This window comes from Microbispora sp. NPDC088329 (assembly GCF_040685655.1).
GTDB lineage: Bacteria > Actinomycetota > Actinomycetes > Streptosporangiales > Streptosporangiaceae > Microbispora.
In genome coordinates, this window is sequence record NZ_JBFBIP010000009.1 from 226085 (window position 1) to 252950 (window position 26866).

Consider the following 26866-nt stretch of genomic DNA (forward strand, 5'->3'; position numbering starts at 1 on the left):
TCAGAGGTCCCCGAGGGAGCGTCTGGCGTTGTCGATGAGCTCCTTGTATGTGACGACCTCGACCCGGTTCACGTGCGTGTTGAACGTCCGAAGCGCTTCATTGATCTCCCGTTCCGGCACGCTCGGCTGGACGGCTGGATGGCCGATCAGAACGACAGCGCTTGCTCGGCGTGTCTCGATGCCGAAGTCCTCGAAGATCTGCTGACGGTTCTCATCCAGTCCGACAAGGTAGTTGACGGCTTGGCCGACCGCATCGTGCACCTCAGCAGTAGGCACCCAGGCTCCGCGATGTCGTTTCACCAGAGAGCCCTTCATGCTCATGGCCCGCTTCAACTCGACGATGTGAAGACTTCCATCGCCGCGGATCAGAGGAATGTCTACCTCGTCACCCGATACCAACCTGCGCTGAGCGGCTTCCCCCACGAAACGCCCACCGAAGATCCAGTGCTGCCCTTCAAGCGCCCGCTGTAAGTCCAGCTCCGTGGCGGTCCTGTCCTCCACCACTTCGCGCAGGCTCTCCAGGCGGGCCGAGCGCTGCTGAAGCTGGGATGCCCGAAGGATCATCTGACCATCCGAATCAGCGGCTAGGAGAGCCCATGCCTCTGGTGACGCAGCAATCCGCTGAGCGGCTTCCTCCGGGTCTTCGATATCAACCCGCTCCTGGAGCACACGCTCCAGCCATACCATCGTCTCCCTCCGGCCGCGGAAGAGCGAGTATCGCCCTGGCCGACCTTCCGGTGCTACGAGATACCGGGCGTCATGGCTGAGCGAGTTGATATAGGCCAGCAGATCGTCCACACCCGCACCGGGGTGTTCATTCAGGAACTCGCGCCCCGCCTCGGCGACGTACTTGAATTTGATCTCAAGCATTTTCGCCACAGATCGCCGCAAGCTTTGATTGCGTATGCCGTCTTGAAAAAGCCGGTATCTCTCGTTGAACTCCGGTTGCAGGATACGCTCCTCGGCGTAATCCAGAGAGTCCTGCAGCAGCCGCACAACCTCCCACTCGCCGACCGCGGCTGCGTGGCCGCGCGCCTGTGTCAGGAGTTGCACGAGCGCCTTCCCACCCCTGCGGTGGCCGCCGCGTCCAGTTCGCATGTGCTGGAGCACGGAGGTGACGGCTCGCTTCACCTCGTCGCTGGCCGCCTGCTTGTGAACGTACTCAAGCTGCAGGTCCAATGAGAAGTCTGATCTGACACCCATGGACTGAAGTGTGACCGGCAGGTGCGACAGTTCCTTCAAGGGTGCGGGAGCCTGATCATCCCGCCCGCCATCGTCCCGGGCAAAGTCGAGCAGATCAAGGCCATAGGGGCAAGGTTGTTCGTCCAGTAGGGCGCTCCACCTGGACCCGGCGGCCTTGGCCCGCAACCCCTTCGGGCGACTCGACGGCAGACGGGTGATCAGGAAGGCGGAGGTGTGCACGGGCGCGAGGGGAGACTCCCCGTGAGTATGCCTAGGTCGGAGTGACGCTCCAGGCCTGGGCACTAGCCATGCCAGGACATGATCTTTCTGCCTTAGTTCGCGTTAGCGGGTTGGGACCGCTCGGACGGTGTGCTGTCTGGTAGCTGTGGTCCGAAGTTCGTCAGATTCAGCACCCCGACCGTCTGCCCCCCGCTCTCCTCACCTGTGAGCTGGAACCCAAGCTTCCGGTAGAAGCCCTCTGGCCCACCCTCTCCCGGCTCCCACGTGACATACATCTGCGTGCCGCCACGGCGCCTTACTTCGGCGGCCACCGATTCGACGGCAAAGCGACCGACTCCGCGCCCCTGTGCGTCAGGCACCACGTTCAGCCGCCACAAGCCGGATCGGAAGTCAACTCCCTTGCCGTCCCAGTCGATGTCCAGGAAGGCCATGAGGAAGCCCACCGGACGGTCACCGTCGAAGATGAGGCGTGGCCAAGCCACCTCCCGATGCACATAGGCCTCGGCCAGCGACTTCACCACAGGCGAGACGAAGCGCTCTTGGTCGGAGCGGACCTTTACAGCAATGGCCGTCTCGACGTTGGCAGGAGTAATAGGTGCAAGGCGGAATTTTTTAGTCACAAAAGAACCTTAAGCGTTATTCAGGTATGGCCCCGCGCAGACAGCGCCCCCGGCGCGATCAACATCGCTCCTGATGATCCTGACGAGGAACGACAGCGGCCTGGCCCGCGCGCCCGTAGCGTGCCCGTGCGGTCGGCTACCCGTAGGGAATCACGGGGGCTCACGGTGACTCGCCCGCCATAGATCCAGGTCAGCGTTCACCCGCTCAGATTGCGTGATCTTGAAAGACTTGCCAAGCTGACAGCGCGGGTTCGATTCCCGTCACCCGTTCCACGTACGAACGCCCACGTCAGGGACACATTCCTGACCTGGGTCTTGATTGTTTCCGAGGCTCTTTGACCTTCTCGGGCCATTGGGCTCCGTCCCCAGAGGTCCTCTCTGACGGGTCCTCTCGGAGGACCAGTAAACGATCGGTAGACAGCAGACTGTGAAGAGGGGTCTCGCCCCCAATCAGCCTCACTGGCATCAGCGCGCCGGCCATGCCGCCCCCTCGTCGTCATCACGGCGTTCAAGGCGGCGGCGCGGGCGCCGCCGGAAGACGCCGCAATCCAACGCACCCGCCGACCAGCAGCGCCACGCTGCCGTACCCGGCTCTACGTGGGATTCCTCGTACTGCGCATGGTCCGTCCGCCGAATCAGATCCATCGCGCCAGGACAGACGCCTGTCGCGATCGCGCGATAGCGTCTCGTCCATGGTTGAGGACAGCAGGATCAAAGAAGCCGAGCAAACAGCAGGACCAGCGAAAGACCTGGGGCGCTCCTCACGCGTGACTTTGCGCCGGATCACCAGTTTCGATCAGGATGAGTTTCTTGAACGGGTCCATGCCAGCGTCGACCTGCACCAGCCGATGATGTCCCTGCCCGCGACGCCGGAGGCGTTCCAAACGTTCCTTGGCCGATTCGATGAGGGAGAATCCGCCGAAGGCTTACTGCTCTGTCTGCGCGACACGGGTGCCATCGCGGGCAACGTCAACATCAACAGCATCATTCGCGGACGTTTCCAAGGCGGCTCGCTGGGCTATGCGGCCTTCGCGCCCTACGCTGGTCAGGGCTACATGTCAGAAGGCCTTGGCCTGGTACTGCGTCATGCGTTTGAGGAGCTACGGTTGCACCGGCTGGAAGCGCAGATCCGGCCCGATAACCAGGCGTCCATCAAACTGGTCCAACGCCACGGCTTCCGCTACGAGGGTTACTCACCGAACCTGCTGTTCATTGACGGCGCCTGGCGAGGTCACGAACGATGGGCCATCAGCAACGACATGATCGGAATCGTTCCCAGCACCCCGCATCCAACACTGCCCAACCGTTGAGACCTTCCGCTGGCCGGTTCAGAGGCTGCAACGAGTGGGCTCCCAAGCCGACAGCGCGGGTTCGATTCCCGTCACCTGCTCCACGAACGAAGGCCCAAGTCAACGAATGTTCTTGCCATGGTCGAGCCTCATACGTCTCAGTTCGACCGGTGAGAATGCCTTTGGCGAGAACTCGGGCCTAGGTCACCGATGGCAGCCGCAGTGTGCAGGCCGGTGCCCGCACATTGCCATACAGCAGTTCCCTCCACCATGGCGGCATGTAAGCCGAGCCGGTGCTCGGGACAGGTAGGCCACACTCCCCAGATGTGTTCCATGACGACGTCCTGAACCGCGTCTGCGATCTCCACAAGCGCGACGCCGGCGTCTCTACCGCTGCTCGGCCAGACGGGAGGGCCGCCACAACCGCCGCAGCACCCCACCCTCGCGCAGCCGCTGTCATCCCAGTCCGGGATCGTTATCTCCAGCACTGCATCGATACCCGAGGCACGGACATCGCCTTCCACGACCTTCACTGCTGTCTCCAATGTGGCCCACAGTCGATCGAAGCCTGTCAGCGTAAGCAGGTCCCGTCCGAGCTGGGCCACTTCCTCAGATGTCAGCTCCGCTGCCGGGCGTTCCAGGATCTCCCTTACCGGAGAGCAGCCTGAATCGAGTTCCCCTATCAGACATGCGAGCTCGACCACCGGCTCGGTGCCGAGGTCGCCCTCGCGCAGTCCCCGGTAGATCTGGGCGGCGAACCGCCCGGCGTCGCTTCCGTCCCGGAAGATGGAGTACACATCAGGAATTGTCTCCCTGCCCGGCTCGAACGACCAACGCGAGCCCAGATAGGGCAGCGGCCAGGACACGACCTTGATCACGTGCCAGTGGTGTCATCGCGGGCAGGCGGTACGAGGAGGCGCGCCTGGCTTGAGAACCAGGCCCCAGGCCATGTACAGGCGAGCGGGCACGGGAGGCACTCACAGCCGTCAAAGTGGGCACCCGGACCCCAATCGGCGACGGCCACCATGAAATGCACCACCCCCTGAGCGGCGATATTCAGGCAGGCGAGGCCTTTACCCTCCGCTCCGATAAGCCCAATGGAGTGAGTCAGGCAGTCACCGAACCCAACACGGCCCCGTAGTCCCACCCGTCCAGGAGACAGACCGAACCGCAGTCCTCCACCTCCATCCGCTTGATGTGCACGACAGGGGTCTCATCGCTGCTCATAGACGCGACGCATAGAGTTCGTCCGCGACAATTTCGGCTACTCGGCAGGTCGGTCGTTACCGGGCACGGGACGCGCTTGATCCCCGAGAAGACCCACTTGTCGTCACGGATCACTTATCCGCGGCTTACGGGGACGATGTCCTTGCCCAGCGGCATCAGTGAGATCGGGATCATTTTGAGGTTCGCGATCCCCAGCGGGATGCCGATGATCGAGATGAACAGCGGGATCGCGGTGACAATGTGCCCGATCGCTAACCAGATCCCGGCGACGAGCAGCCAGATGACGTTGCCGAGCACCGACCACGCGCCGGCGGACGGCTTGTCGGCGACGGTCCGGCCGAACGGCCACAGCGCGTAGCCCGCGATCCGGAACGACGCGATGCCGAACGGGATGGTGACGATGAGGACGCAGCAGATGATCCCCGCCACGACGTAACCTAATGCGAGCCACAGGCCAGCGAAGATCAGCCAGATGACATTAAGGACGGTGTTCATAGTGCTCACTGTCCCATCCGGCCGGCTCAGCAGGTAGTGGACCGTCCTTGAACCTCGATAGCGACCGCCTGGCGGTCAAGGGGCACGCGACGCGCGATTAGCGAACTCAGCCTCCGGTGGGGGCGCTCCGGCTCCGGGGTGATCACTGGGGCGTGCTCACCGTGGCCCGGCCGTCGATGGCTGAGGTAGGGGTCTGATCACCCGCCCGTCATCGGGTCGGGACAAGCCGGGCAGACCAAGGCCGCTACCCTTCGGGCGGGCCGACGGCACACGGGGTGATCAGCCAGGCGTAAGCGCGCGCGACGCGCACACTGGCGGGCTACGAGCACTGGCCGCCTGGAACGAGCTCGCCTCGCATGAGCTCGTTGTACGCCTCAATCGCGGACCAGGGCGTTGAAAGTCGGAACCCCCGATGCCCTGTAAACAACCGTCAACAGTCGACACAGCACTTACGATCGCCTGTCGGTGACTGGCCGCAGCAACTCCGCCGTGAGTCTCCGCTCAGATGATCAAATCACGGCATGGGCGAGCCGACGCGATGCAGCGTGCCGTCAGGGTCGACGTAGCCGAACTCTCGGAGCCCATATGGGGTGTCGTGGGGCGCGCCGAGGCGGCCGGTGACGCCCGCTGCGACCCATTCGGCGTACAAGGCATCGGCGTCTGAGACATAGATATAGACGGCCGCAGCAGTGCGGGCAGGATCGTGCTCGTGCCACTCGGTGAGATGGAGCGAAACCGACGCCCGGGCGACGAACCCATATCCAGGGTCCTCTTCGGATCGCCGTACCGAAAACCCCAGCTGACGGTAACGATCGAGTGCGGCGGCCAGATTTCGGACGGGGATCACGGGCGCCGCCGTCTCGAAAACAACCTCGCTGTCCATGGGCTCTCCTACGGCTGCCGGCATGGGGAGGACGATGCGAGGCTATGCGGTGGCCCTGACAGTTTCACGGATGACCGCGACATTTCTCACCGCCTCCAGCGCGGCCCCGGCTCCGGGACGATCGCCGCAAGTCAGCCGAGGCCGTAGCAGTTGGCTGAGACGAAAGCCTGGTCGTCCCGTCGCCATCGAGCCGGGACAGGCCGAGCGACCCAGGCCGCAGGGTCCACGGCGAACGCAGCGATCAGGCAGGGCGAGATGTGCGCGTCCGCGCCGGGCCATGTATGGGTCTGTGGAAAACGCCCACCGGCCGGTAGGGTCGGCCGCGTGGATCTTGACGACATCGCCGCCCGGCTCGGGGTACCCGTCGAGGACGTCGATCGCGTGCACCGGCTCGCCGGCGACCTGCCGTCGGCTCCGCTGCCGGCCAAGGCCGACGCGCCCGCGATCCTCGACCGGCTCGCGGTGCGGCCGGACGACGCCGCCGAGATCATGGAGGGCTGGCCCGACCCCGACTCTCACCTGTGGACTGCGGAGCTGCGCTGGCTGCTCGACCGCTCGATCGCCATGGTCCGCGCCGATCTTGGGGGCTATGACTGGCTGCCGCCCGGGCCGGAACTGCCGCGCGAACGGGGCCCCGCCTGGCGGCATCTCTACGTGTACGCGTATCTCGCCTTGGTCGACGTCGTCACGACGTACCACCGCGACCATGGAATCGCCGATGCCGTGTCGTGGGCGACCCTCGCGGACCTGGGCCGCAACCTCGCGATCGACCGGCGGATGCACCGCGAGGGCTGGCCGGTCATGCAGAGCTGGCTGACGCTGCACGCGCGCGGCGGCCTTTACGAGCTGGGCCGGCTGCAGCACCAGCGCGGCGACGACGCCATCGGCCTGCACATCCCCGATACGGGGCCGTTGACCCCTGAGGCGGTCGCGGCGTCGCTCGACGAGGCCCGCGCGTTCTTCCCGCGCCACTTTCCCGACGAGCGTTACACGGCGTTCTCCTGCGGCTCGTGGCTGCTCGACCCGCAGTTGCTGGAGTACCTGCCCGAGGACTCCAACATCGTCCGGTTCCAGCAGAGGTTCGAGCTGGAGCCCTACGAAGAGCCTGAAGGGATCGACGCCGACGTCGAGGTGCTGCGGTTCGTGTTCCGCACCCTGACCACGCCGCTCGACCGGTTACCGCGCCGCACCGTACTCCAACGCGCGATCGTCGACCATCTGAAGGCCGGCCGCCACTGGCACTGGCGCCGCGGCCGCTTCCCGATCTAGCCACACCGCTGGGTTCTGTCCCGCGGCATCCTCCTGGACGTATCGGGCCGGGGAGTACGCCCGCGCTATCAACACCGTGAGGTCGGCGGCGTCGATTGGCGCCTTCGCTGCCACCATGGCCACTCAGGGGAGGCATGCGGGTCCGGCGACGTCCGGGAGAGAAACCGTCTGTCCAACGGCAGAACCAAGGAGTACAAATCATCACGTGATCGCCGGGCATTTCAAGGGCCGCCGGGGATGACCGCGGCCCGGCCCGCGGTTTCGCGGTGCCGGGCTGCGGGTGAGACTGGTTCAGACGGTTCTGAGCGCCTCTGTCGGCTGCATGCGGGCCGCGCGCAGCGCCGGCAGCAATCCGGCGATCGCGCCGATGAGAACAGCCGAGCCGAGGCCGCCTCCCCAAGCGATCGGCGGCACGACCGTGGCCCATCCCTTGATGAGGGCGTAGGCAGCGGTGACGGCGACGCCGAGCACGACTCCGGCGATGCCGCCCATGGCGGCCAGCAGGACCGCCTCGGACAGGAACTGCAGGCGGATGTTGCCCCGCGTGGCGCCGAGCGAGCGCCGCAGCCCGATCTCCGAGCGGCGTTCGAGCACGGAGATGACCATGGTGTTGGCCACGCCGATGCCACCGACGAGCAGGGCCACCGCCCCGAGCCCGAGGAACAGTCCGTTCAGCGCGGACTGGGCCACGGCGCGGGCCTCAAGCGCGGCCGAGGGCTGACTGACGACGACCTCGTCCGCGTGCTCCGGGTAGGCGGTGGCGGCCAGCACCTGCTGCACCGCTTTGACCTGATCGGTCTGGGCGCGGATGTATATCTTGGTGGGATGGCCGTCGAAGTGCAGGTATTTTTCGGCGGCCCCGTACCCGACGAGAACCGACTCGTTGATCTCCTGCACGAGGCTCGCCTTGTCGAGTATCCCGGCGATGTAGAACCACTGTCCGCCGATCCACAACCGGGCACCCGGGTGGACCTTCGAGATGCCCAGCCTGCCGGCGGCGGTCCAGCCGAGCACCGCGACCGGCTGGGCGGCGGTCGCGGCGTTCAGGTACCTGCCCTGGGCCACCTTCATCCGCAGCGCGGCGGGCAGGCCGAGGCTCGCGGCGCTGACCGTGAGCGCGTTGGTGTTGATGCTGGGGATGTAGGGCGAGCGGTAGACGCCGGCCGAGGTCTTGCCCGTGCTCTCGACCGAGTCGACCGGTCCGATCCTGGCGATCATCCCGGGCGCCTCGCGGGGGAGCTTCGAGTCCTTGCCGGTCAGAGTCTGGCCGGGGGTGACGGTGAGCAGGTTGGTGCCCAGCTTGTCGATCTCGGCCAGCAGTCCGGCCTGCGACGAGGCGGACAGCCCCAGCACCGCCACCATGGCGGCGACGCCGATGGAGATGCCCAGCGCGGACAGAAGGGCCCGCATCCGCCGGGTACGCAGGCCGACGGCGGCGGTCCTCGCGATGTCGGCCGGGTGCATCCGGGTGGAAGCCGTCATGGTGGTCACAGCAGGGCCTCCTCGTCGGCGGTGACCTGGGCCACGATGTGACCGTCGAGCACCTCGATGCGGCGGTGCAGCCGCGCGGCCAGCGAACGGTCATGGGTGATCATGACGATGGTGGCGCCCTCGCGGTTGAGCTCCCGGAGCAGCTCGAAGATCCCGCCTCCGGAGACGCTGTCGAGGTTGCCTGTGGGCTCGTCCGCCAGCACGATCGCGGGATTACCGGCCAGGGCCCTGGCGATGGCGACCCGTTGCCGCTCTCCTCCGGAGAGCTGGGACGGGCGGTGGTGAAGGCGGTGGCCCAGGCCGACCCGTTGGAGCGCGGTCTGGGCGGCGGCGAGCCTGGCGCGGTGACGCGCACCGCTGTACAGCAGCCCGTCGGCGACGTTCTCCAGCGCGGTGGCGTGCTCGGCGAGGAAGAACTGCTGGAACACGAAGCCGATCCGGGTCGCCCTGACCTGAGCCAGCGCGCGGTCGGACATGTCGGCCACGTCCTGTCCCACGATCCTGACCCGTCCCGAGGTCGGGCGGTCGAGCGTGCCCATCACCTGCAGCAGCGTGGACTTGCCCGAGCCCGACGGGCCGACGATGGCCACCAGTTCGCCCCGCCTGATGGTGAAGGTGGCCCTGTCCAGGGCCACGACCGGCGACGCGCCCGGGTAGACCTTGGTCACGTTCTCGAGCTGGATGACCGGCTCGCCCACGTGGTGCCGGTCGCCCGCGGCCGTCGTCCGCGCCTCCTGGCTGGTCATGACGCCGGCACCACCACGTTCTGGCCGACCCGCAGCCCATCGCCGCGCACCTCGACCGTTCCCGCCGCGTCGTCGAACAGGCCCACCTTCACCGGGATCAGACGGCGGGCGCCGTTCGCCTCGACGACCTCCAGCGCGTACCCGCCGCCGGCCAGCGCGAGCAGCGCGTTCACCGGCACCGACAGCACGTCGGCGGCGGTGTCCGTCACGATCGACACCTGGACCGGCGCCTGATCGAGCCGGCCGGTGTCCTCCGGCTTGGCGGGTTTGATCCGCACCGTGATGGTGGCGCTGCTGTCGCTCTTCTCCACCGCCACCTTTCCGACCGACGACACCACGCCCGGCGTGGTCTTGCCGGTGGGCAGCGTGATGAGCACCCTGTCGCCGGTCGCGACGTCCGACTGCTGGTAGGCGTTCAGCGCGACCGTGACCTCCCGGCGGGTGGAGGAGCCCTCAAGGACCACCGAGCCGGGCATCGCGGGCGTGCCGCGCACCCCGGCGACCTTGGTGACCCTGATCTCTCCTGCCGGCAGGAACAACGCCTGCCCGAGCGGCAGCGTGCCGGTCTGCTTCAGGCCCGTCTTCTTCTGCAGTCTGAGCAGGGCGTAGTAGGTCCGCGCGCCGAAATAGTCGGACCTGGGGCTGAGCTTCTTCTTGTTCGCGTACTTCAGCGCCACAAGCGCGGCGTTGAGCTGCCGCACGTCGGCGCCCTCCATCCCCCACTTCAGCTCCCGGTACGCGGGGGTGACCGTGCCCTTCAGAAAGATCACCGGCTTGTTGTCCAGCCGGTAGAGCGGCTTGCCCTGGCGGATGATGTCGCCCACCTCGGGCAGCCGGGTGATCGTGCCGCTCGCCTTACCGACGACCCGGTATGTGCCGGCGTAGCCGAGCGTGCCGTTCTCCATGGTCCTGGCCGACAACGTGCCCCTGGTCACCTGGGCGAGCCCGGTCGGCGGGGTGTTCCGGATCGTGCCGCCGGCCGCCCGGCGGTCGAACGGCTTGACCACGGCGACCGTCACGCCGGCCGCCACGACGACGGTGACGACGATGATCGCCGTACGCCACCCCCTTCTCCCGCGAGCCGCGGGCGGAAGAGCGGCGGGGGGACCGGCTTCCAGGGCCTGCCTCGGCATCTCGGTCGTGCTCATGAAACAGCGCCTCCCTGCGCCGCGGGTCCGCCGGGGCCGGCGGGACCGGGCTGCCTGAGGTTCTGGGGCTGATATTTCGCGCAGGCGCTCGATGCCTGCCGGAACTGCGGCGACTGCGGGTCGATGCCGCTGTCCCGCATGAAGGCGAAGCCGCCGTTCTTGTCGGGGTCGGGGAACTTCGGGATGCCGTTCTCACGCATGCACTGGGCGTACTTGAGCTTGTCGGTTGTGGACCAGCCGGCGTTCGGGTCGGCGTCGTTCTTGGCGTCGATCCGCGGGCCGGCGGGAACGTACTGCTTGCACTTCTCCTCGGCCTTCTTGAAATCCGGAGACTGCGGGTCGATGTCACCGCCCTCGGGGAAGGCGATTCCCCCGCCGGGCTTCGGGTCGGGGAAGTTCGGGAGGCCGTTGTGGCGCATGCAGTCGGCGTACGCCACGATGTCTCCCGCCCCCGGGGGCTGGGGAGTGCCGTTGCCGCCGCCGCTGTCGCTGACGGAACTGCGGCCGGCCACGGCGCGGGCCTCCGGTTCGCCCGAGCAGGCGGTGGAGAGCAGGGCGACGGCCGCCGTCGCCAGGACGACCGGGACAGTCCGGTAGAGACGCCCATTCAGGTCGTTTCGCCGACCGGCACGGCTGATTATAAGGGACATTGAATACTCCATAACTCGCGGGATTTCCCAGTAACCCAATTCCTAACGGGTGAGCGGTTTCGACGGGGTTTCGTCAATACGAGTCGAAACCTCGGAGGCCCGTTTGGATGAAACGTTGCGGAAACCGCGACTGGACGATGATGGAGGGACTTGTCAAGGTTGAGTCGCCTGACAGGAAACGGGGATGGACCAGTGCGAGTGCTGGTGGTGGAGGACGACGAGGAGATGGCGCAGACCGTGGCCGTCGGCCTCCGGCGCGCGTACATGGCGGTGGACGTCGCGCTCGACGGCCCGTCCGGCCTGGAGCGCGCCTTGTGGCACGACTACGACGTGATCGTGCTGGACCGGGACCTACCGGGGATGCACGGAGACCAGGTGTGCGCCAAGCTGGTCGAAGCGGGCTGCCGGAGCCGGGTGCTCATGCTGACGGCCGCGGCGACGACGGAGGACCTGGTCGACGGCCTCAATCTCGGAGCCGACGACTACCTGCCCAAGCCGTTCGACTTCCCCGCGCTGCTGGCCAGGATCGGGGCGCTGGCACGGCGGTCGCACCCGGCGGTGCCTCCGGTGATCCGCCATGGTGATCTCGTGCTGGACACCGCCAGGCGCACCGTGACCAGGAGCGGCCGGATGCTGGAGCTGGCGCCCAAGGAGTTCGGCGTGCTGGAGCTGCTCCTGGTCTCCAGAGGTCGGGTCGTGTCCGCGGAGGAACTGCTCGAACGCGTCTGGGACGAGGCCGCCGACCCGTTCACCAGCGCCGTCAAGATCACCATCAGCCGGTTGCGCACGAAGCTGGGAGACCCGCCGATCATCCGAACCGCGGCCAAACACGGCTATCACATATCGGAAAGTCCATGAGTGGAGTTTTCGGATTCGCCCGGCGAGTGGCCCTCAGGCACCTGCCGCGCCGCACCGTCCGGCTGCGGCTGACCTTCCTGTACGGCGGCCTGTACCTGGTCTCGGGGGCGGCGCTGCTGGCCGTCACCTACATCCTGGTGCACCACGCCGTGTCCGGCCAGGTCGTCTCGGGTCAGACGCTGCTCGCCCCCCACGACGGCGGTGGTCTCCACCCGAGGGACGCGCCTGGGCCGGGGCCGGGCAGCTCCGGGGGAATGGTCATGGAGATGCTTCCGCCTGAGGCGGCGGAGGCGATGGAGCGTCAGCGTTCCAACCTGCTCTACCAGTTGCTCGTCCAGTCGGGGATCGCGCTGGGGATCATGTCGTTGATCTCGCTCGCGCTCGGGTGGATCGTCGCAGGCCGCATCCTGCGCCCACTCCGTACGATCACCGCGGCCGCTCGCGACATCTCGGCGACGAGCCTGAACCGGCGCCTGGCACTCCCTGGCCCGAGCGACGAGCTCAAGGAACTCGGTGACACCATCGACGACCTGCTGAGCCGGCTTGAGGCGAGCTTCCAGGCGCAGCGGCACTTCGTCGCGAACGCCTCGCACGAGCTGCGGACGCCACTGGCCCGGCAGCGAACACTGGGCCAGGTCGCGCTGTCGGATCCCGAGGCGAGCGTGGAGTCCCTGCGCGCGGCGCACGAGCGGATCCTCGTGGCGGGTGCCCAACAGGAGCGGCTGATCGAGGCGCTGCTCACGCTGACCCGCGGCCAGGCGGGCATCGAGGTGCGCCAGCCGTTCGACCTGCGGCAGCTCACACAGGAGGTGGTCGGCTCGCGCACGCAGGAGGCGGCGCTGCGGTCGGTGACGCTGCGGGCGAGGACCGAGCCGGCGACAGCGGCCGGCCACCGGAACCTGGCCGAGCGTCTCATCGTCAATCTCGTCGACAACGCGATCAAGCACAACGTCGAGAACGGCTGGGTGGACGTATCGCTCCGCATGGTGGCCGATCAGGCGGTGCTCACGGTCGCCAACAGCGGGGCGATCGTGCCGCCCGAGGCCGTCGAGCGCCTCTTCCAGCCGTTTCAGCGGTTCGGCACGGCGCGTACGGGCGGGCGACGTGACGGGCTCGGCCTCGGGCTGTCGATCGTGCAGGCCATCGCGGCGGCCCACAAGGCCCGCCTCACCGTGGTGGCGCCACCCGAGGGCGGCCTGGTCACCACGGTCTACTTCGCCGCGGCGTCGGTGCGACAATACGAATCATGAATTCCGAGGGGGAAGGAAATCGGGGTGTCCCAGGCCTGATCCTGATTACGGTCATCTGGCTGGTCGGCACACCGATCCTGGTCTGCCTGGCCTTTGTCTTACTCATGGGCAGATCGGTTTGGGACAGCACACCAAGCAACCCGTCACTCGCACTGCCGCTGTTCATAGCCATCGCGGCTCTCGGCTTGGGCATGCCTCTGATCGGGTCGTTGGTGGCCTTCGCATGCGGAAGAAGGATTGTCGCCGGTCTTTTCGCAGCGGCCCTGATAACGCTCCTGATCGCCGCGGGAAGTGCCGGACTGCTTCCGGTTGGGCAGATCTTTTCGTTTCACATGTCTCACGAACCGGAGGTCTGCACGGCACCGCCTGAAGCCTCGCAGGGCGTGCCCGGGTGTTAGGTCGTGTCCCGTTCCGCTCGTCCAGAGCGCGGGGCCACTTCGCGGCATTCAGGGCACACAGATCAAGGCGGCGCCACGGCTCCCTAGAATCCACGCATGACACGCACCACACCCGCTCCACCCGTCGACGTCACGGAGAAATTCCCGGAGCTGGTCGAATACGCGCGGACCACCGTACGGTTACACCCCCGGCCCGGAACACCGGCCGTCAGGGACAGTCACATCGGCGGCCCGCTCCTATGGCCGGCCGGCGAGGCGTGGCCCACGTGCGACGCGCCGATTCTCGACGTCGCCGGGGATTTCAATCAGTGGCGTCCGGATTCCCCCCGGCCCTGCGTTCTGCACTCCGAACGGGTCACCGAATATCCCTACTCGGAGGAACTTCCCGAGGATATCGAGGCGGCTGTCGACGAATGGGATGAGGAGACCCGGGGCGACTATCAGTCCCTGCTCTCCATAGCTCCCGGATGCAAGATCGGGGGATGGGAGTCCTGGCACCTCACCGACATGTACGAGCTGCCGTGCACCGTCTGCGGGACCGAAACCGAACCGCTGCTGAAACTTGCCAGCTCCGAATGGGACGGCGGCAGCGGCCCGCGGTGGCAGCCCTGCGAAGAACGCCACCTCGTCTCCAACGAACCCCAATACCGGGACGCCCACGAGCCCACCGCACTGAATCTCGGTCGATGGGGCGACCTGACCATCTTTGTCTGCCCGATGTCCTCCGAACACGGCTTCCGCGTGACCATCCAGTGAAAGAGCGCTGCGGCCGAGCCGTAGAGCCAGGACCTGGCGGCAGACGTGGCGATCAGGTCGCGGCCAGCGGTGCGCCGATCTGAATGTCGAGATACGCCACCAGATCATCGCCGTCGACGGCACCCCGGCGCGCGTCGATGATCACGACCGTCCCGGCCACGATGCCGGCGAAGCCGGTGCCGGATCGCCGGGACTGTTCGATGCGCTCCGTGACCGGGCCGCGGACCGCCTCGGTGAGAAAGGTGAGGCCGTGCGGGAACTCCTCGCTGAGCAGGTGGCGTTGCCGCCCCGACTCGATCAGGCTGCCGATGCCGAACTGGGCCGAGACGATCTGATCACCACGGAGTGAGACGCGGAAGTAGCCGTTCGACCGGGTGCGGTTGCAGCTCTGCTGAGGTGGATAGAAACAGTCGTACCCACCGGCCAGAAGATCGTCGACAGCCGAGCTCATCGTGGTCGCGTAGTGCTCGGAGCCGAACGGCCAGCGCCGCACGGAAGTGCCTCGGCCGGTGACGACAAGTCCGTTGTGCGCGTCGTAGCTGTAGTCCGCGTGCGTGTCCCGCCACCTTGTCCGGGGGATGTCGTCGGTCCGCCGCGTCGTACGCGCCTGGAAGTCGTCGATCTCCCGCCGCACACGATCACCGGCGTCGGGCCAGATCGCGGTCAGCGCCGGCGCCGCGGCCTCGGCGACCTGATCGTCCTCGTGATTCGCCTGGGTGGACGGGAACCACGCCCAGGCGAGCCGGTCGTCGCGGTCGAGCAGGAACTGCGCCACCTGAGACTGGACCGCGTCCGCCTCGTCGCGGCGACCGATCCGGCACCACACGGCGCGGCCGTCCGCGTTGGCCCGGACCCGCGCAGAACCAACCTGCCTGCCGCAACGGCCGGGTGAGATCCCCTGCCTCGCCGTCGGCCGGGGCCGGCTCGGCCTGCGAGTCCTCACCCGCCGCGTCATGCTCGTACACGCCGGCGGGCGGCAGCGACGGCGGTTCGTCCGATCCGGTGCAGCCCGTCAGCGCGAACGAACCGAGGCACATGACCATCACGACGATGACACGCGCTCGACGAATCGGCCGATGTCGGTATGCGGGCGCACCAGAAGACACGGAGGCCATAGAAGCCGCTACCTCCTGGGTCGGCAACTTCGGGTCGGCTCAAAGATCCCCGGTCTTCACAGGTGCTCTTCGTCCCAGCCGGCGCGATCTCGCCGCGGTCCGCCGCGCGTACGAGACCAGATCGCCCAGGCTGTCGACCGCTAGCTCGGCGCCGGCGTCAGACCAGGCAGAACTCGTTTCCCTCCGGGTCGGCCATCACCACGTGATCGGGCCTTCCCCGCAGGTCGTCCTGACGAATCACTGTCGCGCCCGCGGCGGTCAGCCGCTCGACCGCCGCGAGCACGCGCGGCCCCCGCACCTCCCAGGGCGTGCCGCGGCCTCCGCCGGCCTGTACGTCGAGGTGCAGCCGGTTCTTCACCACCTTCGACTCCGGCACCTTGATTAAGGACAGGTCAGGACCCACCCCGTCGGGATCGGACAGGTAGGCGCCCTCATCCCACTCCTCCTCCGGGACATCGTGATGCGCGAACCAGTCCTCCCAGCTACCGAAGCCCGCCGGGGGTGGCTTTTCCGAATATCCCAAAGCGAGTGCCCAGAACCTCGCCAGCTTCGCCGGCTGCCCGCAGTCGATCGTCAGACTCCATCTGGTCGCCACGGACTCTCCTCTATTTCTCAGGTCCAAAATTGAATCTTGTACAGCTCGACCTGGGCGGCCGCATCGGGAAAGCCGGCTTCCCGCTCCGTCTGAAGAATCTTGGTGACCACCCGTACGGACCAGGTCGTATCGGCTTGCCCCAGATCGAACTCGAAATCGTGCGAATAGTAGTCCGCCCAGGCTTCGACGCCGACCAGTCCGGATTCGAGTCTGAGCCGGCCGGTCCACAGTTCTTCCCAGGTGTCCATGGGTGGAGGCCCGTCCCACCGCTCCAACCGGCCATGAACCCTACAGGACTCGTAGAGGTGTGCCGCCTGGATGATGAGCCCGTCGTGACCTGCGGCGACCCTGCCGCCTGGCGGTTCCATCCGCCCATCGACCGCCGAACCTGTCATTATGCCGTCAACGACGCCGGCCACAACGAAGAGTCCGTGTTCGGGCCGCACCTCGTCCGTGACCGCACGAAGGATAGTGCTCATCGTTCTGCCTTTCCCGACGAACTCCGTGGGTCCCATACGGTAGAGCAGCGCACCGACAGAACGGGATGCCCGCTCTACCGGTGCTGATCCTCCTTGCGCTGATTCAGGTGTTCAGCCGGAACCTGTGGAGCATCCGTGTCTCATCCCCCCTTCGACCCGCCGGGGCACCCACCCATCGACAACCCGGCCCGTCCGCCGTACGCGCAGTCAGACGGCCCGTTCTATCCCGGCTACCTTCCACCGGCGCAATCGCCGGCGAAAAAGCGCGACACCCGCAAGACCGCCTTTGTCATCCTTGCCGGACTGGCTGCCGCTGCCGGTATCGCCGCCGTCGCTTACGCGTTCAATGACCATGCGGAGAAGACGGCCGACCACCAGAGCACCATGCACACTCACGTTGTCGAGCCGAAGACACTCGGCGGACGCCCCAAGAACGTGAACGCCGCCATGCGCAGGCTGACCGATCGGGGGGTCGCCGATTTGAAGAAGCTGGTGCCGCATGCGACTGGCACAGTGGTCGCCTTTTACGGCAACTTGAGGAACAAGGATATGGTCATGATTCTCGGCGTGTCGGCTCCCGTCTCCGACCCGGGCGCCACAAGCAAGGGATTCGCCGCCGGTATGGGCACGAAAGTCGGCCGCATGAAGCGGATTCAGCCGGGACCGCTCGGTGGCGTCGCGCAATGTGGCGACGCCGCGTTCGTCGCGAACGTCACGAGCGGCGTGTGCACCTGGGCCGACGGCGACACCAGGGGCATGATCGTCACGTACTTCGAGTCCGGCGACCGGGCCGCGAGGGATTTCGTGAAGATGCGGAATGAGATCGAGCGGCGCGGCTGACCCACCGGGAGTCGCCGGTGGAGTGACCGGAGAAGCGGCCGGGTCGCGGCATGCGCACGCCGCTAACCGTCTAGTGCGGTGACCGTTCACCCGACTGCCGTACGTGGCGAGCGATGATCTGCGCACACGCCAGGGACTCGGTGCGCGTGGTATCCACTTCCAGGTCGTAAATCACACCTTCGTGAACCACCTTCGCCTGTGTCACGGCCATTCCCGGGGTTCGGTCTCCCCGAGCCCTCTCGCGCTCGGCGGCGATCGCGCCGTCACATCTGACGCCGACCCACAGGACGTTCACTCCGCCGAGGAAACGCTGCCAGCGTTGCTGGGACGCCGATCCACCAAGGAAGACGTCATCGACGATGACCCCGGCTCCGGCGCGCGCCATCGCGGCCATTCCCTGCATCCACGCCGCCTGCAGCGCGTCGAACTCCGGCCCGACAGTCACACCGCCGTCGGGGGCGAACTCGACTCCCGCGTCCGACCCCTGCATCGACCGGGGCATCGCCTCGATGAGTGAGTCGACCCCGAAGGCGAGCCACGGCTGTGGCAGGACAGCCTGCAGGTGCCGCACGATCGTGGACTTGCCCGCACTGGATCCGCCGTTGAGCACGATCATCTGAGTCGTCACGGCGTACACGGTAGAGGGTCGGGTTCCACGACGAGAACCCATTTCCGGCCGACGCTTCCCTATGCGGACGCCGAAGGTGAGAACGGGGCAGGTGACTCGGCGAAGCCTAGACTTGCGCCATGCCGATTCACCTGAGCCTGCTCGACGGCGTGCGGTGGCGGGGGCGGCCGGTGGTCGGCGAGAGGGCTCAGGCGCTGCTCGCGGCCCTCGCGCTCGCCCGCCGGACCGTGAACGCGGACCGGCTCGTCGCGGAGGTGTGGGGGGACGGCATACCGGCCAACCCGGCCAAGGCGCTGCAGGTCCTGGTCTCCAGGACCAGGTCGGCCGTCGGCCCGGAGGCGCTGGTCACTGAAGGGGGCGGCTACCGGCTCGAGGTCGCACCCGACCGGGTCGACGCCGACCGGCTGCACGCTCTGGCGGACCGGGCACGGGCGCTGCTCGACGAGAACCCCGCCGCGGCGGCCGCGGCGGCGGAGGAGGCCCTCGCGCTGGGCGTCGGGGCCCTGCCGCCCGAGGGCGGCGGCCCGCTGGCAGAGGTGCGCCGGCGCGCGGGACGCGACCTGGCGTCCGCGCGGGTCGTGCTCGCCCGGGCCCGGAGCCGCAGCGGTGACCACGGCCCCGCCCTGCCCGAGCTCGAGGAGGCCGTGCGCGTCCGTCCCGAGGACGAGGGGCTGCTCGCCGACCTCCTGCACAGCGAGGCGGCGGTGCGCGGAACGGGCGCCGCGCTGGACCGCTTCGAGCGCTACCGGTCGGACCTGCGCGACCGGGTCGGCGCCGACGTCGGCCCGGAGCTGCGGCGGGTGCATCGTGAGCTGCTGGCGCTCGACAACCCCGTGCGCGCGGGTGTCCGGTTCGACGCGACGCCGCTGCTCGGCCGCGACGACGATCTGCGGCGGGTTCGGGCCCTGCTCGCCACCTCCCGGGTGGTCTCGATCGTCGGTCCCGGCGGGCTCGGCAAGACCCGGCTCGCCCATGCCGTGGCCCGCGAGGCCCCGCAGCCGGTGGTGCACTTCGTCGAGCTGGTCGGCGTGACCGCGTCCGAGGACCTGGTCGGCGAGGTCGGGTCGGCGCTCGGCGTCCGCGACTCGGTGACCGGACGCCGCACGCTCACCCCGCGGCAGCGCGCCGACGTCCGGGCCCGGATCGCTCAGCAGCTCGATCTGGCCCCGGCGCTGCTGGTGCTCGACAACTGCGAGCATCTGGTGGAGGCGGTCGCCGACCTGGTCGCCTATCTGGCCGCGACCACACGGGAGCTGCGCGTCCTCACCACGACCCGCTCGCCGCTGGCGATCGCCGCCGAACGCGTCTATCCGCTGCCCCAGCTGGGGACCGGCGACGCCGTCGAGCTGTTCCGCGACCGCGCGACCGCGGCCCGGCCCGGTGTGCACCTCCACGAGGACGACGTACGCGCCCTCGTGGCCCGCTTGGACGGCCTGCCGCTTGCCATCGAACTGGCCGCCGCGAAGGTGCGGGTGATGTCACCGGCGGAGATCGCCCGGCGGCTGGAGGACAGGTTCGCGCTGCTGCGCGGCGGCGACCGGAGCGCCCCCTCCCGGCACCAGACGCTGCTGGGCGTGATCGACTGGTCCTGGAACCTTCTGGGCGAGCGGGAGCGCCGGGCCCTGCGGCGCCTGTCGGCCTTCCCGGACGGTTTCGCCCTCGACGCCGCGGAGGAGGTGCTCGGCGACGACGCTCTCGGCGACGTCGAGGAGCTCGTGGAGCAGTCCCTGCTCACCGTCGTGGAGACGGGGGGCGGCGTCCGGTACCGCATGCTCGAGACGGTGCGCGAGTTCGGCCGGGTGCGGCTGGACGCGGCCGGCGAGACCGACGAGGCGCGGGCCGCCGTACGCGCGTGGGCCGTCGGGTACGCCGGCCGGCACGGCGCCCGGCTGTACTCGCCGGAGCAGGTCGACGCGATGGACCGGTTTCGTGCCGAGGAGACGAACCTCGCCGACATCCTGCGCGAGGCCATCGCCGACCCCGACCCCGAAGCGGTCGTGGTGCTGTTCTCCGCTCTGGGCGGCTACTGGACGATCTGCGGAGACCACCCGCGCAGCATCGTTCTCACCCCCGCCGTCGCCGCCGCTCTGGACGGCTGGACGCCGCCGCCCCGGCTCCACGACCGGACCCGGACGGCCCTGAGCATCGCGCTGTTCAACACCATGATCGTCCCGTTGGACGAGTCAGGGACGTTGGCGCGGATGCTGTCCGGGCTGGGCGCCGACTCGGCGAACCCCGACGTCCGGGCGACGGTGACCGCCCTGCTCGCCTCGGTGTCGGATCCCGAGCACGGCCTGGACAAGCTGACCGCCGATCCCGACCCGAAGATACGCCGGATCGCGCTGCACTGGCTCAGTCACGGCCGGGAGAACGCCGGCGACCCGGTCGGCGCGGTCGAGGCGGCCCGAGCCGCCCTCGAACTCGTCGACGACGACGGCGGCCCCTGGCACCAGGCGGTGCTGCGCACTCAACTGGCCGGCCTGTACGCGCAGCTCGGCGACTCCGCGTCGGCCTCCCGGTATGCCGACGAGGCGCTCCCGGTGCTCGAACGCCTCGGGGCGGTGGACGACGCCGTCCAGATCCGAGCCACCCGGGCCATGACGGCGCTCGCTCAGGGGCGCCGCGACGAGGCCGCACGGATGCTCGAGGACCTGGAGGCGGTCGCCCCCGAGGGCACCTACGGCGAGGTCATGTCGGTCGCGGCCGGCAGAGCCCAGCTGGCCCTCGTCGACGGCGACATCGCCGAGGGACTGCGGCGGCACCGCGAGACCGCGGAGGCGCTCCGGACCCTGCGCGTGCCGGGCGCGCCGGACGGTTTCACACCGTGGGCCATCCTGGGCGAGGTCATCGCGCTCTCGGCGTTCGCGCAGTACGGCGAGGGCGACGACGGCGCGGACCTCTACGAGTCGGTGCGGACCAAGGTCCGGATCGCGTTCACGCCGGACCGCACGTTCCCTGACTTTCCGGTGATGGGGATGGTGCTCGCCGGGCTGGGCATCTGGGGCCTGCGGAAGGGGGCGCTGCCCGCCGAGGAGGCGGTGCGGCTGCTCGTGCTCGCCGACCGGTTCGCCTACAACCGCTTCGTCCCGACGTTGCAGTGGTCGGTGCTGTCCGCGGACGCCGAGCGGATCGCCCCCGGCGTCATGTCCCGGATCGAGGCCGAGTACGGCGAACGACGCGGCCCCGACCTGCTGGCCGAGGCCCGTACCGTCCTGAGACGGCTGTCCTGAAACGGCTGTCCTGACACCGCTGACCTGGCACCCGCTACATCTTGCGCGAGTACGAGCGGACCGCCAGCGGAGCGAAGACCGCGACGACGGCCGCGCAGCCGATCACCGCCCAGCCCACCTCGGCCGTCACGGCCCCGTCGTTGAGCAGGTCGCGCACCGCGGAGACGACGTGTGACACCGGGTTGACCTTCACGAACGCCTCCAGCCAGCCGGGCAGCGTCTCGGCGGGGACGAAGGCGTTGGACAGGAAGGTGAGCGGGAACATGATCATCATCGAGATGCCCTGGACGCTCTGCGCCGAACGCGCCATCGTGCCCAGCCAGGTGAAGATCCACGCCAGCGACCAGCCCGCGATCACGGTGAGCGCGACACCGCCGGCGACGCCGAGCACGCCGCCGCCGGGACGGTAACCGATGAGCAGGCCGGTGACGACCGTCAGCACCGACGCGATGCCGTAACGGATCAGGTCGGCGATCATCGGGCCGGCCAGAGGGGCGATCCTCGCGATCGGCAGGGACTTGAAGCGGTCGAAGACCCCCTTGTCCATGTCCTCACGCAGCTGCACGCCCGTCGCCATGCAGACGGTCAGGGCCGTCTGGGCGAGGATGCCGGGAATCAGCACCGGAAGGTAGTCCGACACGCTGCCGGAGATCGCGCCGCCGAAGATGAACGCGAACATCGCCGTGAACAGCAGGGGCTGGATGAGGACGTCGAAGAACTGCTCGGGCTTGCGGCGCATCTTCTTCAGCGCTCGCCATGCCATCGACAGGATCTGGACCCACGTCTCCTGGAGCGAGCTGCGGGACGTGGTGCGGGCGACCACGGCGGACGGGTCGACGCGCCGGGGTCCGCGGGTGGCCGGGGTCAGGGTGCCTGTGGTCATCGGGCCGCCTCCATCTGGGGCTTCATCTGGGATTCGTCGTCGGCGCCGTGGCCGGTCAGCGCCAGGAAGACCTCGTCCAGCGTCGGCTTGGCGACGCTCATCGAGGAGATGCCGAGGCCTGCTTGTCTCAGGCCGATCAGGACGTCCGCGGCCCGGTCGGGGTCGGGAAGGGGGATGTTCATGCGTCCCGACTCCGGAGTCAGGACCGGCTCCTCCCCCAGCAGCCGGCGTACGACGTCCGCGGCCAGGGCGGTGTCGGAGCCCTCCGCGAGGTTGAGCTGCAGCGTCGAGTCGCCGACCTGGGTCTTCAGGGCGTCGGGGGTGTCCTCCGCGACCTTCCGGCCCCGGTCGATCACCGCGATCCGGTCGGCCAGCTGATCGGCCTCGTCCAGGTACTGGGTGGTGAGGAGGATCGTGGAGCCGTCCATGACCAGCTCGCGGATGGTGTCCCACATCTGGCCCCGGGTCCTCGGGTCGAGACCGGTCGTGGGCTCGTCCAGGAAGATCAGGGGTGGGCGGGTGATCAGGCTTGACGCCAGGTCGAGGCGGCGGCGCATGCCACCGCTGAACTGGGACAGGGGACGGTCGGCCGCCTCCTGAAGGTCGAAGCGTTCGAGCAGGTCACCGGCGATCGTCTTGGCCCGGCTGCTCGCGAGGCCCTGCAGGCGGGCGAACAACCAGAGGTTCTCCCGGGCGGTCAGGTCCTCGTCCACGGAGGCGTACTGGCCGGTGACGCCCACCAGTTGCCGGATTCTGTGGGGTTCCCGCCGCACGTCGACGCCGAAGATCTCCGCGTGGCCGCCGTCGATCGGGAGCAGGGTGGCGAGCATCCGGAGCGTGGTGGTCTTCCCCGCTCCGTTGGGGCCGAGGACTCCGAAGATCTCGCCTTGCCGCACGTGAAGGTCGATGCCGTCCACGGCCCGGAAGTCTCCGAAGCTCTTGACCAGACTGTCGGCCCGGACGGCACTGAGGTCCGCCATGACGCGTCTCCTCTCTCCGCCGGGTACCTCCCGGCGTACGAGAAGAGCGTCCGCGATGGCGGCTTCATCGCGGCTTCACGCCGGTTTCACCCCCGATCTGGCGGTTTCACCGGCGGCTCGCGCGAGGATCCCGGCGACGCGGCGACCGGCTTCCAGCGCGTGCCCGCCTGTGGCCGGAACACATCGCCCCAGGCCGGGGTCGTATTGCGCCATCACGATGCCCGCGTGATTCGTCTCCATCTCGTGAAAACGCACGGGCCAGGCATGGTCGCGCAGCACCCCGGCGAACTCACGTGAGTGCTTCACGTCCACCAGTTCGTCATCGGTTCCGTGCAGGAGCCAGAAAGGAACGGGGTCCAGGTCACCTCGCGTCACCGCTTCGAGCGGCACGCGCGCGGACATGGGAGTCGGCCGGCCGAAGCCCGTCGCCAGGCACGCCACCGCAGAAGGCCGCCAGCCCTCGGCGGCGGAGACATCCACGGCGAGTCCCGATGCCGCCCGGGCCCCCCGTGACCACCCCGCGAGAAGCACGCGGTCTGGATCTCCGCGGAACGCCTCGGCGTGGGCCCGCACGAAGGCGATCGACGCCAGCAGATGAGCGCGTCCCCCGTCCGGGGCGTCCGAGCGCCAGTCGGGCACGAACACCACCACGCCGAGCTCCGCCGTGGCCCGCGCCAGCGGCTCCAGGACGGTCCGCTGATCGGGACCGCTACCGTGCCACAGCAGCATGACCGGATCCGACTCCGCGTCCGCACGGCGGTAGACATCCACCAACTTGCCCGCCGCCTCGTAAGCGATTCCGCGATCGACATGAAGAGTCACGTCGCCAATCATGGCGCGGTTGTCCCCCGTGAGAGCTACCCGCGATTGTCCACCGCGCGGTGACGATTCAAAGCCGCGCAATCCCTAACGTTTCTCCGCGTAGCCGCGGCGCTCCGGTCGCGGAATCTCCCAGCGGTATTTTCCAAGGAGTCGCCATGCGGCTGTTGAAGCAGCTCGTGCCTGTCGCGCTGGTCGCCTTCGCCGGCGGCGCGATCGTGGGCGCGGTGCAGGGAAACGCGATCCTCACCCTGATCCTCGGTGTCGCGACAGCCGTCCTCGCGGTGGTCGTGTTCCGCTGGGTGGTGCGGTGGTCCGAGCACCGCGCGCCGGTGGAGGTGGCCGGGAAGGGCGCCGTCCCCGCCGTCGGCCGGGGACTGCTGATCGGCGTCGGGATGTTCGCGGCCGTCATCGTGAACCTCGCTTTCCTGGGCTACTACCGGGTCGACGGCCTCGGCTCGGTGACGGGCGCGATCGGGCTGCTCGGCTTCATGGCCGCCGCCGCCGTGACGGAGGAGCTGATGTTCCGCGGCGTGCTGTTCCGGTTCGTCGAGCGGTGGGCCGGCACGTGGATCGCGCTGGTGCTGACCGGCCTGGTGTTCGGCCTGATGCACCTGGCCAACGAGCACGCCACTGCGTGGGGCGCGATCGCCATCGCGATCGAGGCCGGTGGCATGCTCGCCGCCGCCTACGCCGCCACCCGCACCCTGTGGCTGCCGATCGGCCTGCACTTCGGCTGGAACTTCGCCGCGGCCGGCATCTTCAGCACCGAGGTCTCCGGCAACGGCGCGACGCAGGGGCTGCTGCACAGTGTGACGTCGGGCCCGGCCCTGCTCACCGGTGGCGACTTCGGGCCGGAGGCGAGCCCGTACGCGGTGGTGTTCGGCCTGGCGCTGACGGTCGTGTTCCTGTGGCTGGCCCGCCGGCGCGGCAACCTGGTCCCCATGCGGCGCGGCGCCCGGGCGGACGTGACCGCTACGCTCGCCCAGTGATCGACTTCAGGCGGGTCGCCGACCTGTGGCAGCGGTGCGACGTCGTGGTCCGGGACGCGCCGTTCGGGCTGCTGCTGGCCGCCGTGTCGCTGATGCCGGCGCTCTACGGCAAGGGGACGCAGGTCGGGGACATGCCGGCCCGCCCCGTCGACGCCCTGGCGCTCGTGGTGATCGCTCTGGAGTGCCTTCCGCTCGCCGTGCGCCGCCGGTGGCCGGCCGTGTGCCTGGCTCTGGTGACGCTCGGCTTCGTCCTCGACCAGATCCGCGCCTACCACGTCTTCGCCAGCAACGCGATGTCCATCGCGCTGATCAGCACGGGCGCCCATCTGGAGCGCCACCGCCGTGCCACCGTGATCCTCCTCTCCATGGCGTACGTGCCGCTGGCGGTCGCGCTCGACCGGCTCGGCGCGACGGAGAAGGTGGAAGGGTATGTGGTGTTCTACCTGACGCTGGTCCTCGCGTGGGGCATCGGGGCCTGGCTGCGCTCCACCCGGGCCGCCGAGACCGAACGCCGCCGCCACATCGCCGAGGCCACCCGCGCCGCCGAACGCACCCGCATCGCCCGCGAACTCCACGACGTCGTGACCCACCACGTGACGGCCATGGTCGTACAGGCCGAGGCGGCGCGCTACCTGACCGCCGCGCCCGATCGCCTCGACGCGGCCCTGAGCGCCGTCACCGACACCGGCAGGCGGGCCATCGCCGACCTGCGGCACCTGCTCGACCTGCTCAACCCCGACCACTTCGACGTGAAGATGCCGTCCGTCGGTGAACTGCAGACACTGGTGGAGCAGACCCGCCAGGCCGGGCAGCCGGTGGAGTTCGCCGAAGAGGGAACGCCGGCGGAATCGGGCGGCAGCGCCGAATTCGTGGCCTATAGGGTCGTGCAGGAGTCCCTGACGAACGCTCTCAAGTACGCCCACGGCAGCCACACCGTGGTCCGCGTGCGCTATGGCAAGGAGATCATCGTGGAGGTCAGCACCGACGGTTCCGGCTCGCGGGCCGGTTCGCCCGGCGGGAGCGGCCGTGGCCTCGCGGGGCTCCGCGAACGGGTGAACGCCCTGGGCGGCGAGTTCACCGCCGACCGGCGGCCGGGCGGCGGCTTCCTCGTGCGGGCGCACATCCCCGCGGGGAGCCCGTCGTGAACGCGCCGATCCGGGTCCTGGTCTGCGACGACCAGGCGCTGATCCGCACCGGCTTCGCCACGATCATCGACGCGCAGCCCGACCTGGAGGTGGTGGGCGAGTGCGGGGACGGTCGCGCCGCGGTCGACCTCGCCCGCCGGCTGAACCCGGACATCGTGGTGATGGACGTGCGCATGCCGGTGCTCGACGGCATCGAGGCGACCCGCCTGCTGGCCGGCGCCGGGGTGGAGCAGCCCGTCAAGGTGCTCGTGGTGACGACGTTCAACCTCGACGAGTACGTGTACGAGGCGCTGCGCGCGGGGGCGAGCGGGTTCCTGCTCAAGGACGCCCCACCGGCGCAGCTGCTGCACGGCATCCGCACCGTCGCGTCGGGCGCCGCGCTGCTGGCGCCCGAGGTGACGCGGCAGCTCGTCGGCAGGTACGCGGCCCGCATTCGTCCCGCCGAGGACACACCGGACGACCTCGCGCTGACCCCGCGCGAGCTGGAGGTGCTGCGCCTCATCGCCGACGGCCAGTCCAACAGCGAGATCGCCGCGACGTTGGTGATCAGTCAGGAGACCGTCAAGACGTACGTGTCGCGCATCCTCACCAAGCTCGGCCTGCGCGACCGCGTCCAGGCGGTGGTCTACGCCTACCGCAGGGGCCTGGTGACCTGAGG

Annotated in this window: 27 protein-coding genes; 11 read left to right on the forward strand and 16 right to left on the reverse strand. The window is 68.6% G+C overall.

Going from position 1 to position 26866, the window contains the following annotated elements; genetic code table 11:
- On the reverse strand, window positions 1–1422 hold the full coding sequence (locus AB0O28_RS19615) for a Shedu anti-phage system protein SduA domain-containing protein (RefSeq protein WP_363642015.1): 1422 nt from the start codon (window positions 1420–1422) through the stop codon (window positions 1–3).
- Between the two features lie 92 nt (window positions 1423–1514).
- Entirely contained in the window at window positions 1515–2042 is a 528-nt protein-coding gene (locus AB0O28_RS19620) for a GNAT family N-acetyltransferase (RefSeq protein ID WP_363642017.1), read from the reverse strand.
- A 692-nt stretch (window positions 2043–2734) separates the two neighbouring features.
- Here AB0O28_RS19620 and AB0O28_RS19625 point away from each other — a divergent pair.
- The gene (locus AB0O28_RS19625) at window positions 2735–3352 is read left to right on the forward strand and encodes a GNAT family N-acetyltransferase (RefSeq protein WP_363642019.1); all 618 of its coding nucleotides are present in this window, start codon (window positions 2735–2737) and stop codon (window positions 3350–3352) included.
- A gap of 137 nt (window positions 3353–3489) precedes the next feature.
- Here AB0O28_RS19625 and AB0O28_RS19630 read toward each other — a convergent pair whose 3' ends face one another.
- From AB0O28_RS19630 to AB0O28_RS19640, 3 genes are all read right to left on the reverse strand, one after another.
- Window positions 3490–4209 carry a hypothetical protein gene (locus tag AB0O28_RS19630; RefSeq protein ID WP_363642021.1) on the reverse strand — a complete coding sequence of 240 codons (720 nt, stop codon included), beginning with the start codon at window positions 4207–4209 and terminating at the stop codon, window positions 3490–3492.
- A 463-nt stretch (window positions 4210–4672) separates the two neighbouring features.
- Window positions 4673–5053: a YccF domain-containing protein gene (locus AB0O28_RS19635; protein ID WP_079315392.1), complete on the reverse strand. Its 381-nt coding sequence runs from the start codon at window positions 5051–5053 to the stop codon at window positions 4673–4675.
- A 514-nt stretch (window positions 5054–5567) separates the two neighbouring features.
- Window positions 5568–5936, reverse strand: a complete 369-nt coding sequence (locus AB0O28_RS19640) for a VOC family protein (RefSeq protein ID WP_363642023.1) — start codon at window positions 5934–5936, stop codon at window positions 5568–5570.
- Window positions 5937–6260: 324 nt separating this feature from the next.
- Here AB0O28_RS19640 and AB0O28_RS19645 point away from each other — a divergent pair, with 324 nt between their 5' ends.
- Window positions 6261–7205 carry an acyltransferase domain-containing protein gene (locus AB0O28_RS19645; RefSeq protein WP_363642025.1) on the forward strand — a complete coding sequence of 315 codons (945 nt, stop codon included), beginning with the start codon at window positions 6261–6263 and terminating at the stop codon, window positions 7203–7205.
- Between the two features lie 291 nt (window positions 7206–7496).
- On the opposite strand, the gene AB0O28_RS19650 is transcribed toward AB0O28_RS19645, so the two are convergent.
- The 4 genes from AB0O28_RS19650 to AB0O28_RS19665 are packed head-to-tail and all read right to left on the reverse strand — an operon-like array spanning window position 7497 to window position 11240.
- Window positions 7497–8687 (reverse strand): ABC transporter permease, encoded by a 1191-nt coding sequence (locus AB0O28_RS19650; RefSeq protein WP_363642103.1) that lies wholly within the window; start codon window positions 8685–8687, stop codon window positions 7497–7499.
- A 5-nt stretch (window positions 8688–8692) separates the two neighbouring features.
- Complete coding sequence (locus AB0O28_RS19655) at window positions 8693–9442, reverse strand: ABC transporter ATP-binding protein (RefSeq protein ID WP_363642027.1); 750 nt, start codon at window positions 9440–9442, stop codon at window positions 8693–8695.
- Window positions 9439–10590, reverse strand: a complete 1152-nt coding sequence (locus AB0O28_RS19660) for a peptidoglycan-binding protein (RefSeq protein ID WP_363642029.1) — start codon at window positions 10588–10590, stop codon at window positions 9439–9441. Before AB0O28_RS19660 ends, AB0O28_RS19655 begins: the two co-directional genes overlap by 4 nt.
- Window positions 10587–11240, reverse strand: a complete 654-nt coding sequence (locus tag AB0O28_RS19665; RefSeq protein ID WP_363642031.1) for a hypothetical protein — start codon at window positions 11238–11240, stop codon at window positions 10587–10589. The genes AB0O28_RS19660 and AB0O28_RS19665 overlap by 4 nt, the downstream gene beginning before the upstream one ends.
- A gap of 192 nt (window positions 11241–11432) precedes the next feature.
- Here AB0O28_RS19665 and AB0O28_RS19670 point away from each other — a divergent pair, with 192 nt between their 5' ends.
- The 4 genes from AB0O28_RS19670 to AB0O28_RS19685 all read left to right on the forward strand — a co-directional run bounded on the left by AB0O28_RS19670 (window position 11433) and on the right by AB0O28_RS19685 (window position 14502).
- A complete protein-coding gene (locus AB0O28_RS19670) occupies window positions 11433–12098 on the forward strand; it encodes a response regulator transcription factor (protein ID WP_363642033.1) in 666 nt (221 codons plus the stop codon).
- Complete coding sequence (locus AB0O28_RS19675; RefSeq protein WP_363642035.1) at window positions 12095–13348, forward strand: ATP-binding protein; 1254 nt, start codon at window positions 12095–12097, stop codon at window positions 13346–13348. The genes AB0O28_RS19670 and AB0O28_RS19675 overlap by 4 nt, the downstream gene beginning before the upstream one ends.
- Window positions 13345–13746, forward strand: coding sequence for a hypothetical protein (locus tag AB0O28_RS19680; RefSeq protein ID WP_363642037.1), 402 nt, complete (start codon window positions 13345–13347; stop codon window positions 13744–13746). Before AB0O28_RS19675 ends, AB0O28_RS19680 begins: the two co-directional genes overlap by 4 nt.
- A 96-nt stretch (window positions 13747–13842) precedes the next feature.
- Window positions 13843–14502, forward strand: a complete 660-nt coding sequence (locus AB0O28_RS19685) for a hypothetical protein (protein WP_363642039.1) — start codon at window positions 13843–13845, stop codon at window positions 14500–14502.
- Between the two features lie 52 nt (window positions 14503–14554).
- Here the strand turns inward: AB0O28_RS19685 and AB0O28_RS19690 are convergent, their stop codons facing one another.
- The 3 genes from AB0O28_RS19690 to AB0O28_RS19700 all read right to left on the reverse strand — a co-directional run bounded on the left by AB0O28_RS19690 (window position 14555) and on the right by AB0O28_RS19700 (window position 16691).
- The gene (locus AB0O28_RS19690; RefSeq protein WP_363642041.1) at window positions 14555–15328 is read right to left on the reverse strand and encodes a hypothetical protein; all 774 of its coding nucleotides are present in this window, start codon (window positions 15326–15328) and stop codon (window positions 14555–14557) included.
- A gap of 446 nt (window positions 15329–15774) precedes the next feature.
- A complete protein-coding gene (locus tag AB0O28_RS19695) occupies window positions 15775–16212 on the reverse strand; it encodes a VOC family protein (RefSeq protein WP_363642043.1) in 438 nt (145 codons plus the stop codon).
- Window positions 16213–16229: 17 nt separating this feature from the next.
- Complete coding sequence (locus AB0O28_RS19700) at window positions 16230–16691, reverse strand: hypothetical protein (RefSeq protein ID WP_363642045.1); 462 nt, start codon at window positions 16689–16691, stop codon at window positions 16230–16232.
- 135 nt (window positions 16692–16826) lie between these two features.
- Here AB0O28_RS19700 and AB0O28_RS19705 point away from each other — a divergent pair, with 135 nt between their 5' ends.
- Entirely contained in the window at window positions 16827–17531 is a 705-nt protein-coding gene (locus tag AB0O28_RS19705; RefSeq protein WP_363642047.1) for a hypothetical protein, read from the forward strand.
- A gap of 70 nt (window positions 17532–17601) precedes the next feature.
- Here AB0O28_RS19705 and cpt read toward each other — a convergent pair whose 3' ends face one another.
- The gene (cpt, locus tag AB0O28_RS19710) at window positions 17602–18159 is read right to left on the reverse strand and encodes a chloramphenicol phosphotransferase CPT (RefSeq protein ID WP_363642049.1); all 558 of its coding nucleotides are present in this window, start codon (window positions 18157–18159) and stop codon (window positions 17602–17604) included.
- Window positions 18160–18278: 119 nt separating this feature from the next.
- Here cpt and AB0O28_RS19715 point away from each other — a divergent pair, with 119 nt between their 5' ends.
- Window positions 18279–21389, forward strand: a complete 3111-nt coding sequence (locus AB0O28_RS19715; protein WP_363642051.1) for a BTAD domain-containing putative transcriptional regulator — start codon at window positions 18279–18281, stop codon at window positions 21387–21389.
- Between the two features lie 34 nt (window positions 21390–21423).
- On the opposite strand, the gene AB0O28_RS19720 is transcribed toward AB0O28_RS19715, so the two are convergent.
- From AB0O28_RS19720 to AB0O28_RS19730, 3 genes are all read right to left on the reverse strand, one after another.
- The gene (locus AB0O28_RS19720; protein ID WP_363642053.1) at window positions 21424–22272 is read right to left on the reverse strand and encodes an ABC transporter permease; all 849 of its coding nucleotides are present in this window, start codon (window positions 22270–22272) and stop codon (window positions 21424–21426) included.
- Entirely contained in the window at window positions 22269–23252 is a 984-nt protein-coding gene (locus AB0O28_RS19725) for an ATP-binding cassette domain-containing protein (protein WP_363642055.1), read from the reverse strand. Before AB0O28_RS19725 ends, AB0O28_RS19720 begins: the two co-directional genes overlap by 4 nt.
- 75 nt (window positions 23253–23327) lie before the next feature.
- Complete coding sequence (locus AB0O28_RS19730; RefSeq protein ID WP_363642057.1) at window positions 23328–24086, reverse strand: hypothetical protein; 759 nt, start codon at window positions 24084–24086, stop codon at window positions 23328–23330.
- A gap of 143 nt (window positions 24087–24229) precedes the next feature.
- Here AB0O28_RS19730 and AB0O28_RS19735 point away from each other — a divergent pair, with 143 nt between their 5' ends.
- From AB0O28_RS19735 to AB0O28_RS19745, 3 genes are read left to right on the forward strand one after another with little or no spacing between them, the layout of a single operon-like run.
- Window positions 24230–25063, forward strand: coding sequence for a CPBP family intramembrane glutamic endopeptidase (locus AB0O28_RS19735; RefSeq protein ID WP_363642059.1), 834 nt, complete (start codon window positions 24230–24232; stop codon window positions 25061–25063).
- Window positions 25060–26208 (forward strand): histidine kinase, encoded by a 1149-nt coding sequence (locus tag AB0O28_RS19740; RefSeq protein WP_363642061.1) that lies wholly within the window; start codon window positions 25060–25062, stop codon window positions 26206–26208. Before AB0O28_RS19735 ends, AB0O28_RS19740 begins: the two co-directional genes overlap by 4 nt.
- Complete coding sequence (locus AB0O28_RS19745) at window positions 26205–26864, forward strand: response regulator transcription factor (RefSeq protein WP_363642063.1); 660 nt, start codon at window positions 26205–26207, stop codon at window positions 26862–26864. The genes AB0O28_RS19740 and AB0O28_RS19745 overlap by 4 nt, the downstream gene beginning before the upstream one ends.
- Window positions 26865–26866 lie beyond the last annotated feature (2 nt).

What these genes read in the sequence shown, in the direction of transcription:
- AB0O28_RS19685 (WP_363642039.1), top strand. Translation starts at nt 13,843, where the DNA reads ATGACACGCACCACACCCGCTCCACCCGTCGACGTCACGGAGAAATTC.
- AB0O28_RS19680 (WP_363642037.1), top strand. Translation starts at nt 13,345, where the DNA reads ATGAATTCCGAGGGGGAAGGAAATCGGGGTGTCCCAGGCCTGATCCTG.
- AB0O28_RS19660 (WP_363642029.1), bottom strand. Translation starts at nt 10,590, where the DNA reads ATGAGCACGACCGAGATGCCGAGGCAGGCCCTGGAAGCCGGTCCCCCC.
- AB0O28_RS19640 (WP_363642023.1), bottom strand. Translation starts at nt 5,936, where the DNA reads ATGGACAGCGAGGTTGTTTTCGAGACGGCGGCGCCCGTGATCCCCGTC.
- AB0O28_RS19635 (WP_079315392.1), bottom strand. Translation starts at nt 5,053, where the DNA reads ATGAACACCGTCCTTAATGTCATCTGGCTGATCTTCGCTGGCCTGTGG.
- AB0O28_RS19735 (WP_363642059.1), top strand. Translation starts at nt 24,230, where the DNA reads ATGCGGCTGTTGAAGCAGCTCGTGCCTGTCGCGCTGGTCGCCTTCGCC.
- AB0O28_RS19725 (WP_363642055.1), bottom strand. Translation starts at nt 23,252, where the DNA reads ATGGCGGACCTCAGTGCCGTCCGGGCCGACAGTCTGGTCAAGAGCTTC.
- AB0O28_RS19720 (WP_363642053.1), bottom strand. Translation starts at nt 22,272, where the DNA reads ATGACCACAGGCACCCTGACCCCGGCCACCCGCGGACCCCGGCGCGTC.
- AB0O28_RS19730 (WP_363642057.1), bottom strand. Translation starts at nt 24,086, where the DNA reads ATGATTGGCGACGTGACTCTTCATGTCGATCGCGGAATCGCTTACGAG.
- AB0O28_RS19655 (WP_363642027.1), bottom strand. Translation starts at nt 9,442, where the DNA reads ATGACCAGCCAGGAGGCGCGGACGACGGCCGCGGGCGACCGGCACCAC.
- AB0O28_RS19700 (WP_363642045.1), bottom strand. Translation starts at nt 16,691, where the DNA reads ATGAGCACTATCCTTCGTGCGGTCACGGACGAGGTGCGGCCCGAACAC.
- AB0O28_RS19675 (WP_363642035.1), top strand. Translation starts at nt 12,095, where the DNA reads ATGAGTGGAGTTTTCGGATTCGCCCGGCGAGTGGCCCTCAGGCACCTG.
- AB0O28_RS19625 (WP_363642019.1), top strand. Translation starts at nt 2,735, where the DNA reads ATGGTTGAGGACAGCAGGATCAAAGAAGCCGAGCAAACAGCAGGACCA.
- AB0O28_RS19665 (WP_363642031.1), bottom strand. Translation starts at nt 11,240, where the DNA reads ATGTCCCTTATAATCAGCCGTGCCGGTCGGCGAAACGACCTGAATGGG.
- AB0O28_RS19650 (WP_363642103.1), bottom strand. Translation starts at nt 8,687, where the DNA reads ATGACGGCTTCCACCCGGATGCACCCGGCCGACATCGCGAGGACCGCC.
- AB0O28_RS19715 (WP_363642051.1), top strand. Translation starts at nt 18,279, where the DNA reads ATGCCGATTCACCTGAGCCTGCTCGACGGCGTGCGGTGGCGGGGGCGG.